Origin of the sequence: Chryseobacterium gilvum (assembly GCF_025628965.1) — a bacterium.
Taxonomy (GTDB): Bacteria; Bacteroidota; Bacteroidia; order Flavobacteriales; family Weeksellaceae; genus Chryseobacterium; species Chryseobacterium gilvum.
The window spans coordinates 626,035-641,329 of sequence record NZ_JAOTEN010000002.1 but is presented as its reverse complement, the minus strand read 5'-3'; the positions used below and the strand labels follow the sequence as shown (position 1 = coordinate 641,329).

General features: G+C 37.5%; 12 protein-coding genes. 7 read left to right on the top strand and 5 right to left on the bottom strand.

Annotation, left to right across the window (positions count from 1 at the left end; genetic code table 11):
- Positions 1-10: 10 nt before the first annotated feature.
- From N0B16_RS09715 to N0B16_RS09700, 4 genes are all read right to left on the bottom strand, one after another.
- Positions 11-427 carry a hypothetical protein gene (locus tag N0B16_RS09715; protein ID WP_262990651.1) on the bottom strand — a complete coding sequence of 139 codons (417 nt, stop codon included), beginning with the start codon at positions 425-427 and terminating at the stop codon, positions 11-13.
- Positions 428-433: 6 nt separating this feature from the next.
- Positions 434-1,762 carry a 4Fe-4S dicluster domain-containing protein gene (locus tag N0B16_RS09710; RefSeq protein WP_262990650.1) on the bottom strand — a complete coding sequence of 443 codons (1,329 nt, stop codon included), beginning with the start codon at positions 1,760-1,762 and terminating at the stop codon, positions 434-436.
- 9 nt (positions 1,763-1,771) lie between these two features.
- Positions 1,772-2,722: an MlaD family protein gene (locus tag N0B16_RS09705; RefSeq protein ID WP_262990649.1), complete on the bottom strand. Its 951-nt coding sequence runs from the start codon at positions 2,720-2,722 to the stop codon at positions 1,772-1,774.
- A 128-nt stretch (positions 2,723-2,850) separates the two neighbouring features.
- A complete protein-coding gene (locus N0B16_RS09700) occupies positions 2,851-4,992 on the bottom strand; it encodes a peptidylprolyl isomerase (protein ID WP_262990648.1) in 2,142 nt (713 codons plus the stop codon).
- Positions 4,993-5,249: 257 nt separating this feature from the next.
- Here N0B16_RS09700 and lon point away from each other — a divergent pair, with 257 nt between their 5' ends.
- The 3 genes from lon to N0B16_RS09685 all read left to right on the top strand — a co-directional run bounded on the left by lon (position 5,250) and on the right by N0B16_RS09685 (position 9,326).
- A complete protein-coding gene (gene lon, locus N0B16_RS09695) occupies positions 5,250-7,655 on the top strand; it encodes an endopeptidase La (protein ID WP_262990647.1) in 2,406 nt (801 codons plus the stop codon).
- 74 nt (positions 7,656-7,729) lie between these two features.
- Positions 7,730-8,842 carry an AI-2E family transporter gene (locus tag N0B16_RS09690; protein ID WP_262990646.1) on the top strand — a complete coding sequence of 371 codons (1,113 nt, stop codon included), beginning with the start codon at positions 7,730-7,732 and terminating at the stop codon, positions 8,840-8,842.
- A 106-nt stretch (positions 8,843-8,948) separates the two neighbouring features.
- Entirely contained in the window at positions 8,949-9,326 is a 378-nt protein-coding gene (locus N0B16_RS09685; RefSeq protein WP_262990645.1) for a MauE/DoxX family redox-associated membrane protein, read from the top strand.
- 67 nt (positions 9,327-9,393) lie between these two features.
- Here the strand turns inward: N0B16_RS09685 and N0B16_RS09680 are convergent, their stop codons facing one another.
- Positions 9,394-10,752, bottom strand: a complete 1,359-nt coding sequence (locus N0B16_RS09680; protein WP_262990644.1) for an acyl-CoA dehydrogenase family protein — start codon at positions 10,750-10,752, stop codon at positions 9,394-9,396.
- A 200-nt stretch (positions 10,753-10,952) separates the two neighbouring features.
- Here N0B16_RS09680 and N0B16_RS09675 point away from each other — a divergent pair, with 200 nt between their 5' ends.
- From N0B16_RS09675 to N0B16_RS09660, 4 genes are all read left to right on the top strand, one after another.
- A complete protein-coding gene (locus N0B16_RS09675; protein WP_262990643.1) occupies positions 10,953-11,849 on the top strand; it encodes a DUF4349 domain-containing protein in 897 nt (298 codons plus the stop codon).
- A gap of 206 nt (positions 11,850-12,055) precedes the next feature.
- A complete protein-coding gene (gene pgi, locus N0B16_RS09670; protein WP_262990642.1) occupies positions 12,056-13,696 on the top strand; it encodes a glucose-6-phosphate isomerase in 1,641 nt (546 codons plus the stop codon).
- Between the two features lie 54 nt (positions 13,697-13,750).
- Positions 13,751-14,635, top strand: coding sequence for a bifunctional 5,10-methylenetetrahydrofolate dehydrogenase/5,10-methenyltetrahydrofolate cyclohydrolase (locus tag N0B16_RS09665; protein ID WP_262990641.1), 885 nt, complete (start codon positions 13,751-13,753; stop codon positions 14,633-14,635).
- A gap of 6 nt (positions 14,636-14,641) precedes the next feature.
- Positions 14,642-15,271 (top strand): 7-carboxy-7-deazaguanine synthase QueE, encoded by a 630-nt coding sequence (locus N0B16_RS09660; protein WP_262990640.1) that lies wholly within the window; start codon positions 14,642-14,644, stop codon positions 15,269-15,271.
- Positions 15,272-15,295 lie beyond the last annotated feature (24 nt).

Sequence of the window (15,295 nt, the reverse complement as noted above, 5' to 3'; positions counted from 1 at the left end):
TCTTGAAAAATTAAGCCTGATTGATTGTTTCTTTATTTTCTGTTACAACAACTTCACTATTAGTGGAAATATGTAACCATGAGAAGGTTATAAAGAATAAAATAACCGGTGCGATATAATTTATATAAGTTAAAGCCGTATCATAACTGCTATTAAGAACATTTCCTCTATTCGCAAAATTGGTAATAAATATTAACAGTAAACAAATAATCCAGACAGGAATAAAAAACAATCTGCCCTTTGCACCTAATTTATGAGTTACAACAGCAATAAAATATACTCCGTAACATGCTAAAATTCCTTTATTGTTAGTGGTTAACTGAAAATGATTGTTGATCAAGTCAATAATTCCCATCTGATATAAAATAAAACCAATTACAGCTGCAATAAATGCCTGAATAACAGCACCTAAATTAAAAATAATCATGATATATTAATCTTTTGCCCAGTTCAGACGGTCTGCCTGATTGTATTGCCAAGGCGCCGCATTATTTTCCACATTGGTCATCATCAGGTTTAATTCTTGCGGTGCAGCAGACTGTTCCATCACTAAAAACCTCCTCATCTCAAAAATGATAGAAAGCGGATCGAGCAATACCGGACAAGCTTCTGTACACGCATTGCATGTTGTGCACGCCCACAGTTCTTCCTTCGTAATGTAATCATTCAGCAATTTCTTGCCGTCATCTTCAAATTTTCCGTTTTTGTCAATATTTCTTCCAACTTCTTCCAGACGGTCCCTTGTTTTCATTAAAATTAATCTTGGAGACAATTTTTTCCCTGTGATGTTTGCCGGACAAACCGACGTACAACGACCACATTCTGTACATGAATACGCATTTAACAGCTGAACCTGATTCAGATCAAAAACATCTTCTGCTCCAAATTTTGATGGTGCTTCTGCAGCATCACCTTCTGCGGGAACTGCGTAAGGATCTGCATTGGGATCCATCATCAGTTTTATTTCTTTCGTTACAGAATCCAGATTATTAAACTTTCCGTACCAGTTTAAGTTGGCGTACCAGGTGCTCGGAAAGGCAAGAATAATGTGCAAATGTTTTGAATAATAGAGATAATTCATAAAGAACAGAATTCCTATGAAATGGAACCACCAAGCCGCTCGTTCTGCCCCGAATAAAACATTGTCGCCTAATTGATTGAATAAGGGTACAAACAGATTTGAACTGATCGGGAAACTGCCGTGTTCCGCTAATAATCCTCTGGTTTGTAATGCTGAATCGGAAGCGTTCATGATGAAAAAAGCCACCATTAAAGCAAATTCTATGATCAAAATCCAATTGGCATCATTTTTTGGCCAACCGAAAAGTTCTTTCATGGTTAACCTTTTAACCCCGTAAAAATTTCTTCTGATAAAAAAGAGTACCACGCCGATTACAACCAAAATGGCTAAAACCTCCAAAGTGGCGGTAAAAATGTTATAAAATGTATGCCCGAAAATTGTTGCCAGAAAACGATGGGTCCCGAAGATTCCGTCTACGATAATTTCGACCAGCTCGATATTAATGATGACAAAGCCCACATACACAAAAAGGTGAAGAATTCCCGCAACAGGTCTTTTCACCATTCTACTCTGTCCCATTGCAACACGGGCCATGGTTTGCCAACGTTCAGCTTTTCTGTCGCTGCGATTAATCTCTCTTCCTAGTCTGATGTTTCTGTAAATTTTAGAAAGGCTTTTTCCGAACAATCCAAAACCTGCGACCAATAGAACCAGGAAAATAATATTATCAAGATATTGCATAAAAAGTGATTAGTCTTTACTATTCTTACCAAATACTGAGAAATTCACATATTTCTTAGGATTGGCTTTTAAGTCTTCAATTAGAGAATTTAAATTGGTGGAAGCGGCATTCAGATTATTGTACAGTTGATCATCTTTCATGATTTTCCCTAAACTTCCTTCTCCTCTGTCAATTCCTCCTACCACATTATTTAATTTTCCAACAGTCGCATCAAGATTGGCAATGGTTTGATTAAGCTGCTTCGTATCAATGCTTTCTGCTAAGTTTCCATATTTATCTAAAGTAACTTTACCGGTTCTCATGGTAACACTTGCATCATCTAAAACTTTCTGAAGTTTAGGATCGTTATTATTCACTAATGAATTAACACTTCCCGCCGTATTTTGTAAAGCACCTACCGTTTTATTAAGATTAGCAAGCAAAGCTTTAATTTCTTCCCTGTTTTGCGCGTTTACCACCTGATTGGCATTGGCCATTAAAGAGTCAACACGATACAAAACAGTCTGAAGCTGATCTTTTACAGGGCCTACCTGAGAAGACAAACTATTCATCATTCCCAATTTGAAAGCCCCTTTCAAAGTATCTCCGTCTTTGGCAGAAGGACCCCCGTAAAATAAATTAACTCTCATTTCTTTACCTCCCATTAAGCTTGGCTCGAAAATTTCAAGGCTGGAGTTTTTTGAAAATTCAAAATTATCATCAACAGTAATTTTTACTATAAAATGAATCTTGCCATCTTTTGATGTCTGTGGAGTTATCTTGTCTACCTGCCCTACTTTTAACCCATTAATTGAGACTGGTGAAGATTGTGTAAGACCTTCTACATTGTCATATTTTGCGTAAAATATATTATCGGTTGTAAAAAGGCTCCTGCCTTTCATAAATTGAAATAAAACGACAAAGCCGACAACAGCTAATAACGCTATTAAACCAGCTTTTAATTCTTTACTGAACTTCACTTTTTATATTTTTCTAATGAGCAAATATAGTATATTTTAAATTAATACCTTTTGTTTATCTGCTCCGGTTAAGCACCAAAAAAAGTGGCAAAAACTTTGCCACTTTGGTATGATATCTGAAATTTGATTTATTGCTGATTTCCCAGTTTTCCCCAAATTTCTATTCTGTAATCGTCAATATCTGCATTATCCTGCAGACTCTTTAACCAAGCCTGACCGAACATTCCCGCATTTCTCTGCGTTACAGATTCTGTGAACTGCTTCGCGTCTCCAGGTTGCTTATTAATCGTTTCATTCTTTTTAACTAAAACATACACTCCTGTTCCCCCTTCGATGGTATTGGATATTTTTCCTTTAGCAACTCCGAAAGCAGCACCGGCAACTTTTGGTTCCATTGCACCTGCCACTGATGGGTTTAATAAATTAACCTGTGCAGACTGTTTGGTAGTAGCAAACATTTTAGCAATCTGGTCTAAGCTAGACGCTTTCCCGATCTTATCTGAAATCTGTTTTGCAGCCAGTTTATTTTTAACAATTGTTTCAATCTGATCTCTTACAGACTCAGGATCTGCGGTACCTTTTTCCTGTTTTCCGTTGAGATAAACAACAATTTTGTCTCCGGTTCCGTCTACTGTAAAGAATTCTGTATCTCCTTTTTCTCTTTTCTTGTCAAAAGCCCATCCAATGATTTCTCCGTCTTTATCCGTTCCTAAACCTTGCAGTTGCCCATCAAATCTTTTTACGGATTTAGGGTTAGAGAATTGATAATTTGATTTTTTAGCAATATTCACAAAATCATTAAATGATTTCCCTTGAATCTGCTGGATAAACCTTCTTGCTTTTTTGTCGGTATCGGCTTCTGTAGCTTCAGATGGCTTGATGGTTTTTACCAGGTGAGCCACTTTATAAGCCATTGTCCCTGTTTTTTTATCTTCAATATTAATGATATGATATCCAAATTCAGTTTCTGCCAAACCTGTAGAACCTTTAGCATTTCCGGCAAGGAAACTTAAATATCCTTTCGCAAATTGGCTCTGAGGAGTTGTCCAGCCTACACTACCATTTCTTTCTACCGCATTGGGTTCATCAGATAATTTCAGACCTTCCGCAAATTTCGCAGGATTGGTTTTGATTACAGCCAAAAGACTGTCTGCCATTTTCTTAGCCGCTTCTTTTGTTCTGGTAGCGGTAGATCTTTCAGCACCTTTATACGCAATTAAGATATGCTTGGATAATGTAGAATCTGAAGGTTTTTTATCTAATAATTTAGAAACCACATAGAAGTTCTGCTCTTTGTAAGGACCAAAAGTCTGACCGATAGCTGCGGTTTCCAGTTTGCCTTTTAAGGTTTGAGGCATTTGGTTAATCTCCGCATACTGATTGTTATATGGCATATCAGAATTCGCCATCACAAACATTGAATCATTCTTTGTATTCATGAAATTCTCCGTGCCTCCGCTTGCATCAGTACCTCCTGAAAACAGTTTTGTAATATCCTTCTGCACTGCCGCGTCATCTGCAGCACTTGGCTGAGACGGGAAATACACAACACCAAGATTTCTGCTCGGTTCTGTTTTGAACATGACAGGATGCTTATTAATGTAATTTGCCAGATCTTCCGTAGTGACTTTAATTTTATTTTTTTGAAGATAAGACGCATAATCTACCTTTACAAAGTCGATATCAGCAAGCTGATCTCTCTGTCTCATCAATTCTTCAGCTTCTTTCTTACCTGTCGTAATCCCTGTGGAAACATTAGCAAAAACCTGTCTTGCCATGATTCTGTATTCAATGGTTTTTCTGGTTTTTAACCAATTGTTGTACTGCTCAGGATTGGTATTCTGCAGTGTTTCAATTTCTTTCTTCAGCTCCTGAAGCTTGAAATTGCCTTTTTCATCAAAAAGTTGTTTATTCTGAGCAAACATCTGATCGTACTGAAGCTGATTCCAGAACAAATCGTCGGTCATTTCAAAACCCATTTTCTCAAATTCCTGCTTTACCAGTTTTGACTGCACCAGTAATTGCCAAGCCTGCTCATCAAGACCGTTTTTCGGCTGGCCTTGCTGGTCTGCCTGCTGCTGTAATACAAAAAGTTGATCGTTAAACTCTTCACGGGTAATTTTCTCACCATTTACTTTTCCTAAAACATCAGGATTTTTACCAAAAACCTTATCAATACTTTGGGGATTTACCAAGAACGCTAAAAGCGCTAACGCTATAACGCCCATCAAAAGCCAAGGTCTACTCCTAATTTGTCCTAAAATTGCCATTTTATAAATATAGTTTTTTATATCAGTGTGCGAAAATACACATTTTTAAGAAATTACAGAAATATAAGACGTTATTTTAATTTTTAAAATTAAAATTTTGACAAAAAGGAAATTTTGACCGTATTTTTTATAAAAAATCAAATGGCACAGGTATTGACAAATTTATCAATCACGAGTATGAATAGACTTCTATCCATATTTTGAAACATCTATTTAACGATTTAAACTGGAAATGACAATTTGTCATTCGATTTATTATGACAGAATTTGAAGATATAAATTTTGATGAGATTATAGGAGAAGGATTTGATATCGTTGCTGAAGGAATCGATTTATCTGACCTTAATGAAACTGAAAAAAATACCGAACAGATTATATTCCCGATTCTTCCCGTGAGAAATATGGTGATGTTCCCGAAAGTAGTGATCCCTATCACTGCCGGAAGAAAGGCATCCATACAGCTTCTGGAAGAGGCGCAGCAAAACGGTGATTTTATCGGTATCGTAAGCCAGAAAAATTCTGATCAGGAGCAGCCTACAGAAAAAGACATTTATCAGACGGGAACTTTGGCAAAGATTATCAAGATCATTAAGCTTCCCGAAGGAAATATCACTGCCATCACGAAAGGTTTTCATCGATTTAAAATAAAGAAAACGATAGAAACACAGCCTTATTTTAAAGCTGAAATATCTAAACTGAAAGATATAAAAGCAAAGAATAAAGAAGAATATGAAGCATTGCTGGAAAATATTAAAGACCTTGCTCTTAAAATCATAGAGCTGGATCCCAATATTCCCAATGCAGCTAATTTTGCAATCAAAAACATCAACAATAATGATGACCTGCTGAATTTTATCTGCACCAATGCCAATTTCCCGTATCCTGAGAAACAAAAACTCCTGGAAGAAAAAAGCCTCATGGAAAGAGCCAATAAGTGCTACGAGATGATGCATGAAGATTTCAGAAAGCTGGAGCTGAGAAATCAGATCCATCAAAAAACCTCAAAAGATCTTGATAAGCAGCAGAGAGAATATTTTCTCAATCAGCAGATCAGAACCATTCAGGATGAGCTTGGCGGCGGTCCGGAAAGTGATGTTGAAGATTTACTGAAAAAAGCAAAAGATAAAAACTGGAAACCGGAAGTAGAAGAACATTTCCAGAAAGAAATAGGCAGATTACAGAGACAAAACCCGAATTCACCGGATTATAACGTACAGAGAAATTATCTGGATTTCTTTACCGATCTTCCGTGGGAAACTTTTACCAAAGATACTTTCGATATTGATAAAGCTGAAAAAGTTTTAGATAAAGCGCATTTCGGCCTGGAAGATATCAAGAAAAGAATTTTGGAGCACATGGCGGTTCTAAAATTAAAAAACAATATGAAATCTCCTATCCTGTTATTGGTAGGCCCTCCCGGAGTGGGTAAAACATCTCTCGGGAAATCAGTCGCAGATGCGTTAGGAAGAAAATACATACGTGTTTCTTTAGGCGGGCTGCATGACGAAAGCGAGATCCGCGGTCACAGAAAAACCTATATCGGTGCGATGGCGGGAAGGATTCTTCAATCCATTAAAAAATCCGGGACGTCAAATCCCGTCATTGTTCTGGATGAAATTGATAAAGTAGGAAAAGGAATGCACGGAGACCCGAGTTCGGCGCTTCTGGAAGTTCTGGATCCGGAACAAAACAGCTCATTTTATGACAATTTCCTTGAAATGGGATATGACTTGTCTAAAGTGATGTTTCTTGCTACCGCCAATTCATTATCAACCATTCAGACACCACTTCTGGACAGAATGGAAATTATTCAGATTGCAGGATATACTTTAGAAGAAAAAACAGAGATTGCTAAAAGACATTTAATCAAAAAACAGCAGGACGAAAATGGTTTGACTTCCAAATCTTTCAAACTTGGAAATGCTGAGCTGAAACATATTATCGAGGCGCATACTTCAGAAAGCGGTGTGAGGACTTTAGAAAAAAGAATCGCCGGAATTGCGCGTTGGGCAGCATTACAGACTGCTTTGGTTAAAGAATATGATCCGAAAATTACGGTTGATAAGATTGATGAAATCCTCGGAGTTCCAAGACCGAAAAGCCTATCTGAGCTTACAGACGTTCCCGGTGTTGTCACCGGTCTTGCGTGGACCAGTGTGGGAGGTGATATTTTATTCATTGAAAGCATCATCAGCAACGGAAAAGGAAATCTTACGATGACCGGAAATCTGGGAACGGTCATGAAAGAATCTGCGACGATTGCTTTAGAATATATTAAGGCAAAACATGACGAACTGGGAATTACAGAAGATGATCTTGAAAAGAAAAACATCCACGTTCACGTTCCGGAAGGAGCCACCCCTAAAGACGGGCCTTCTGCCGGAATCGCCATGCTCACTTCAATGGTTTCTTCATTCAGAAATAAAAAAGTAAGACCTCATCTTGCGATGACAGGAGAGATTACTTTACGCGGAAAAGTGCTTCCTGTAGGAGGAATTAAAGAAAAACTGCTGGCTGCAACAAGAGCAGGAATTAAAGAAGTCATTCTCTGTGAAGCCAATAGGAAAGATGTAGAAGAGATCAAGCAGGATTATCTGAAAAACCTGAAAGTAAACTATGTAAGCTGGATGACCGAAGTCCTTGATCTGGCTATAGAAAAATAAATATTCAATAATAAATGTAAAACCTCATCTATAAACGGTGAGGTTTTATTATTTTTAACTACCTATTATTTATTATGAATTTCTTTAAAATCCCTTTTCTGCAAAAATTGGCTTTGGCCGTTATTTCGATCATCGGGATCGGATATCTTCTTGATCTGGGCCAAAGCATTCTGGCGCCGTTTTTTCTGGCGTTTCTTATGGCAATGCTTTTTTTACCGATTGCCAATTTTCTCGAACGCAGACTTAGGCTTCCAAGATCTGTTTCTACGATTATTTCCGTATTGATGATGCTGGTCATTCTCACCGGGCTTATTTATTTCTTCGGTTCGCAGATTTCAAGCTTCAGCAGAGATGTTCCGCACCTCAGCAAGCAGTTTAATATGGTTTTTCATAATCTTCAGAAATGGGTATCACATACTTTTAATGTACGAATCGATGAGCAGCTTGATTATCTGGATCAGGGACTCAGTAAACTGCTGTCTTCATCCGGAGTGATTTTAGGATTTACCTTAGGTGTTTTTTCGACCAGCCTCGGTTTTCTGGCCTTCTTTATCCTGTTTTTTATCTTTATTTTAAATTACAGGAGAATTTTAAATAATTTTATCATTAATGTCTTTAACGAAAAACATAAAGCCAGTGTTCAGGAAGTGGTGTCTGAAGTAAGAATCATGACCAAAAGATACATCATTGGGCTTTGCCTTCAGATTGTGATCGTATCTGCGCTTACTACAATTGTTCTCAGTATTTTAGGAGTAAAGTATGCCATTCTTCTTGGTGTTCTTACAGGGTTGCTGAACGTCATTCCTTACATCGGAATCTGCATTTCGCTGTTGATTTCCTGTTTTATCGCTTTTGCAACAGGTACCGTTTCAACGTGTGTTTATGTCGCTCTCGGCTATATTGCGGTACATATTGTTGACGGGAATATTATTCTGCCATTTGTTGTCGGCTCTAAGGTAAAAATCAATGCGCTGTTTTCTTTTTTGGGAATTCTTATTGGTGAACATCTTTGGGGAATTTCAGGAATGTTTCTCTGTATCCCGGCAATTGCAATCATTAAAATCATATTTGAAAGAGTAGATGGCTTAAAACCATGGGGAAAATTATTAGGTGAAGACGACAAACCTCACAAAAAGAAAAAAACCTATAAAATTTCAAAAAGGATTACTTTAAAAGAAATGGATTAGCATAAAAACGGAAACAATAGATAATAAAACCACTTTTATATAAAATTTATTGCTGATTTGACAAACGAATGAATTTTTTATTTACATTTGAGTAAAAATCAACATCATGAAAATCGTAAAGTTTATTGTGTCCCTTCTTTTTGGGCTTATGTTTATCAATGCCGGTCTCGACAAATTTCTTCACTACATGCCCATGCCGAAAGCAACACCTGAACAGATGAAAGTTTTTGCCGCTTTTGGAGAGCTGCATTGGCTTATGCCATTAGTAGGAGCTGTAGAAATCATTGGAGGATTATTATTTATATTTCCTAAAACCAGAGCTTTAGGAGCAATCATCATTCTACCGGTAATGGTAGGGATTTTGTTGCACAATTTCTCAATAGACAAATCGACAACGGGAATGTCAATCGCGGGAGTTTTATTTTTAATCAACCTTTGGATGATTATTGACAATAAGGATAAATATAAAGCGTTGGTACAATAAAAAGTAATAGTGAATGGTCAATGGCGGTTATTATTCTCATTGCCGAATGACCATTCACTTTATACATCTATACAAAAGCACTGAACCCGGTAATTGATCTCCCTACAATCAGAGAATTAATTTCTTTTGTGCCTTCATAAGAATAGATAGCTTCAGCATCGGCGACGAATCTTGCCACATCATATTCCAAAAGAATTCCGTTTCCGCCCAAAACTTCCCTCGCTCTGGAAACAATATCTCTGGTGCGCATCGTACAAAACACTTTGGCTAAAGAAGCATGCTCATCTTTTAAGATTCCTTCATCCTGCATTTCAGACAGCCTGAAAACCATGGTCTGCATAGCGGTAAGATTCGATAGCATTTCTACAAGATGCCCCTGAATCATTTGGAAAGAAGCAATCGGTTTCCCAAACTGCTCTCTTGTTTTGGTATATGCCAAAGCGCTTTCATATGCTCCTCTTGCACATCCTGTCGCCATCCATGCAACTCCGGCTCTGGTCATTCTCAGCACATTTCCGGTATCTTTAAATGAATTGGCATTCTGCAATCTGTCTTCTTCCGAAATGATGCAGTCTTTTAAAGTGATTAAGCCATTTTGCACAATTCTCAGCGCCATTTTTCCTTTAATTTTTTCCACAGAATAGCCCGGATTGTTTTTTTCAACGATAAACCCTTTCACTTCGCCATCATCTACATCTCTTGCCCAAATGATGATCACATCTGCAAACGTTGCATTTCCGATCCATTTTTTTTGTCCGTTCAAAACCCATCCTTCCGTTGTTTTTTTACAGGTTGCCGTTAAACCACCAGCAGCTCCGGATCCTACTTCAGGTTCCGTTAGTCCGAAAGCTCCGATTTTCTCAAATTTCTGCATCTGGGGAAGCCATTTTTGCTTTTGCTCTTCAGATCCGCACATATAAATGGAGCCCATTGCCAAACCTGACTGTACCCCAAAAAAAGTAGCAATAGAAGCATCAATTCTCGCCATTTCCATAGCGATGACCCCTTCCATTAAAAAGGGCATTCCGGGGCAGCCATAACCTTGATAGGTAACGCCGCAAATATTAAGTTTTTGAAATTTTGGGATTAATTCATGGGGAAATTCATCTCTGAGCCAGTAATGATTCACCAACGGTTTTACTTCTTCTTCCATGAATCTTCTTACTTTCAGCTGTACTTCACGTTGTTCGGGCGTTAAAGTATGATAGATATCGTAGAAATCTCCATCAATATCGGGAAGTATTTTTTTTGGCTTTTCGGGATCGAGCATTTTTGTTAACCCTTTCAATTGCTTTTCATCAAGCTTAGAAAAATTCTGCATAAGTTTGGGCAGGTCTACTTTTCGTGAAATTGAGTTAAGCTGGTCAAAATCTATTGATCTGAACAATTCTATAGCGTTTCTGATTTTTGAAAAAGCATTTGACATAATCTGGATGGTGATTTAATTGTAAAAACAAAGCAAAAATCAATCCGAATACCACACATACAACAAATACAGTTTTACAAAACATTGATTTTAAGTGATTTAAATTCAATAATTGATTTACAAGTTTTTTGTTTTTATTTTCAAACGTTACAAACGGTTCCTCCTGAACTTTGAGGTAGGAAAACAATAAATATTTACATATGAAAACCACTTACATCAGATTATCATTAGTAACCGTTCTTCTATTAGGAATGTATTCATGTAAAAAAGGAGAAGCAAATGTAAACGATTATGAAGCTTCTGTAAGCGCGGATTCTGCTGCGGCAGTATCCGACGATATTTCTTCTGCAGCAACGATGAATGTGAAAGACAAACAATTCATCAAAACCGCAGAGGTAAATATGGACGTAAAAGATGTGTACGATGCAACCGTTTCTATTGAAAAAACCGTGCAGGAATTAGGAGGTTTCGTAATCAACAGCAATCTGAGAAGCAATATCGTTGCGGAAGATTCTTACAATACTTCGGATAACGAAGCCACACTTATCCGGAAATATCAAACTGAAAATTCTATGCAGGTAAGGGTTCCTGTATCAAAACTGGGTGGACTTTTAACCTTAATCAATGATAAAAAACTGTTCCTGAATGCAAGAATAATTAATGCCGAAGATGTGACCTCAAGCATTCGGTATGCTGAAATGGAAGAAAAAAGAATCAGCAAGACAGAAGAGAACATTTCTGCGCTTAAGACCAATAAAGACAAGGTAAAAATGAGCAATGAAAATAGGGCTGAAAAAAACCAGCAGCAACTTGCCAATCTGGAGGTTACCGACCATTTAAAATACAGCACGGTTGATATTTTCATTAAAGAACCAAAACTGCGTATTGCCGAAATCGCAGTAACCAATACATCGCATATTGATAACAAATACCAGTTTAATTTTATTTATGATGTGAAAGATGCATTCATCTCTGGCTTTTATCTGATTCAGAGAATTTTCGTAGGGTTGATCACGGTTTGGCCGCTATTGATTGTTGCAGGCATCATTTTTTATTTTTTCAGAAAAAGAAAATCAATTAAAAGAATTGATGGTTAAGAGTATGATCAAACCTGAGCTTTGATTGCTCTACAATAACCTCAACCTCTGCATTATTGTAGAGGTTGATTGTTTTAATATGTTTTGTTTCCTTAATTAGACATTCACCTCATTCATTTTTTCCTTAAATTTGCAGCTTGTAACTCATCTTTAGATGTAATAGTTTTGAGCAGCTATTCCAAAACCTTGTAATATACCCGCAATTTATGCTATCAAAAATAAACCCTACCCAAACAAAAAGCTGGCAAGCATTAGAGGATCATTTCGCAGAAAATGACCTGGAGCTGAGAACACTTTTTCAATATAATCCCAATCGTTTTGAGGAATTTTCGATAAAAAAAGACCATTTTCTCTTCGATTATTCTAAAAACCTGATCACGGGAAAAACAAAAGAGCTTTTACTGAATTTAGCAGAAGAATGTCAGTTGAAAGAGGCTATTTCTAAAATGTTTTCGGGAGATAAAATCAATGAAACAGAAGGAAGAGCCGTTCTGCACACTGCCTTAAGAGACTTTTCTGACAAAGAAATCATGGTAGACGGCGAAAACATCAAGCCACAGATTAAAAATGTTCTTGATCATATGAAAGTTTTCTCTGAAAGCATCATTTCAGGAAATCACAAAGGTTTTAGCGGAAAAGAAATCACAGATGTTGTAAATATCGGTATCGGAGGTTCAGATTTAGGGCCTGTAATGGTTGTCTCTGCTCTGAAACATTTTAAAACGAGATTAAATGTGCACTTTGTATCCAATGTTGATGGAAATCACATTGCAGAAGTGGTTAAAAATTTAAATCCGGAAACTACTTTATTCATCATTGCTTCCAAAACTTTTACGACACAGGAAACCATGACGAATGCCAATTCTGCGAAAGACTGGTTTCTGAAAGCCGGAAAGCAGCAAGACGTCGCTAAACATTTTGTCGCATTATCTACTAATGTTCAGGCCGTTAAAGACTTTGGAATTGCAGAAGAAAACATTTTTGAATTCTGGGATTGGGTAGGCGGAAGATATTCACTCTGGAGCGCTATAGGATTAAGCATTGTCCTTTCAATGGGGTATGAAAATTTTGAGCAACTGTTGAAAGGAGCTTTTGATACGGACCAGCATTTTCAGACTGCAGATTTCTCCAAAAACATTCCAGTCCTGATGGGGCTTTTGGGTATATGGTACCGCAATTTTTATGCGGCAACGACATATGCAATCCTACCTTATTCTCAATATTTAGACCGGTTTGCAGCATATCTTCAACAAGGTGATATGGAAAGCAATGGAAAATGTGTAGACCGAAACGGTGAGTTTGTAGAATACGAAACAGGACCTATTATTTGGGGAGAACCCGGAACAAATGGCCAACACGCGTTTTATCAGCTGATCCATCAGGGAACAGAACTGATTCCTGCAGATTTTATTGCCTATGCAAAAAGTCCAAACAAAATTTCTGATCATCAGGATAAATTATTAGCAAACTTTTTTGCGCAGACCGAAGCACTTGCTTTTGGGAAAACGGAAGAAGAAGTTGAGAAAGAATTAAAAGATTCAGGAAAATCTGATGAAGAAATCGATTTTGTATTAAATTATAAGGTTTTTCACGGAAATACACCTACAAACTCATTATTATTCAATGAGTTAACTCCTTTTTCATTAGGACAGTTAATTGCTTTGTATGAGCACAAAATTTTTGTTCAGGGCATTATTTGGAATATTTTCAGTTTCGATCAGTTTGGAGTGGAGCTTGGAAAAGTTTTAGCCAATAAAATCCTGCCGGAACTGGAAAGTAATGAAAAAGTAAGCTCCCACGACAGCTCGACAAACGGGTTGATTAATTACTATAAAGAATTCAAATAATTCAAGAATTCTATAAATAAGATTATCCTATTAATTAAAATTCAATAAAGTACAATGGCAGAAATTCTTGACGGATTAAAAGTATCTAAAGAAATTAAAGCAGAAATTAAAGCAGAAGTTGAAAAAATCCTGGAAACCAAGAGAAGGGCACCCCATTTAGTGGCCATCCTTGTAGGGAACAACGGAGCAAGTAAAGCTTATGTAAATGCTAAAGTGAAAGATTGTGAAGAGGTGGGTTTCCGTTCTACACTGGTAAAGTTTCCAAGCACCGTTTCTGAATCTGAGCTGCTTGAAAAAATAGATGAGCTTAATAAATCAAAATCAGTAGATGGCTTCATTGTTCAGCTGCCTTTGCCGAAACAGGTCGACCAGGAAAAAATTATTCTGGCGATAGATCCAAGAAAAGATGTAGACGGTTTTCATCCTGAGAATTTCGGTAAAATGGCTTTAGAAATGGATACCTTTTTGCCGGCGACCCCCTTCGGAATTTTAACGTTATTGGAACGCTATAATATTGAAACCAAAGGTAAAGACTGCGTAATCATTGGACGCAGTAAAATCGTTGGAAGACCCATGAGCATCTTGATGGGGAGAAAAGACTTCCCGGGAAATTCTACGGTAACTTTAACGCACTCTTATACCAAAGATATTGAAGAGTACACCAAAAAAGCAGACATTGTCATCACAGCTTTAGGAGATCCTCATTTTTTAAAAGGTGAAATGATCAAAGACGGAGCCGTTATCATCGATGTAGGAATTACCCGTGTAGATGATGATTCCCCGAAAGGATATTATCTTGCAGGTGATGTAGATTTTGACAGCTGTGCAGAAAAAGCGAGCTGGATTACCCCTGTTCCGGGAGGAGTGGGACCTATGACCAGAGCGATGCTGATGAAAAACACCATCATTGCATACAAAACTTCGGTCTATAATGATTAATGTAAAATGAATAGAGAAGAAGAGATTTTATTGAAAGAAGGCGGAATGCTCCCCGTGATGGAACATTTCTACACGCTGCAGGGAGAAGGTGCACATACCGGAAAAGCCTCCTATTTTATCAGGCTCGGAGGATGTGATGTAGGATGCCACTGGTGTGATGTAAAAGAAAGCTGGGACCCAAACCTACATCCTCTGATGAATGCTGAAGAAATTGCAGAAACAGCAGCAAGCCACTGTAAAACAATTGTCTTGACAGGTGGTGAACCTCTGATGTGGAATCTGGATATCTTGACTTCAAGATTAAAAGAGCTGGGATGTACCGTTCATATCGAAACTTCCGGCGCTTATCCTATGAGTGGCCATATCGACTGGATTACGCTGTCTCCGAAAAAAACAGGGCTCCCGAAAGAAGAAATTTATCAAAAGGCAAGCGAACTTAAAGTCATTATTTTTAATAACAACGATTTTACATTTGCGCAGGAACAGGCAGCCAAAGTTTCCGAAAACTGTAAGCTGTACCTCCAGAGCGAATGGAGCAAACGAGATGAGATGTATCCTAAAATTACCGATTTTATTTTGCTCAACCCGCAATGGCAGGCTTCTGTTCAGACTCATAAATATCTTAACATTCCGTAGAAATTATGTATTTTAGCGTTTCAC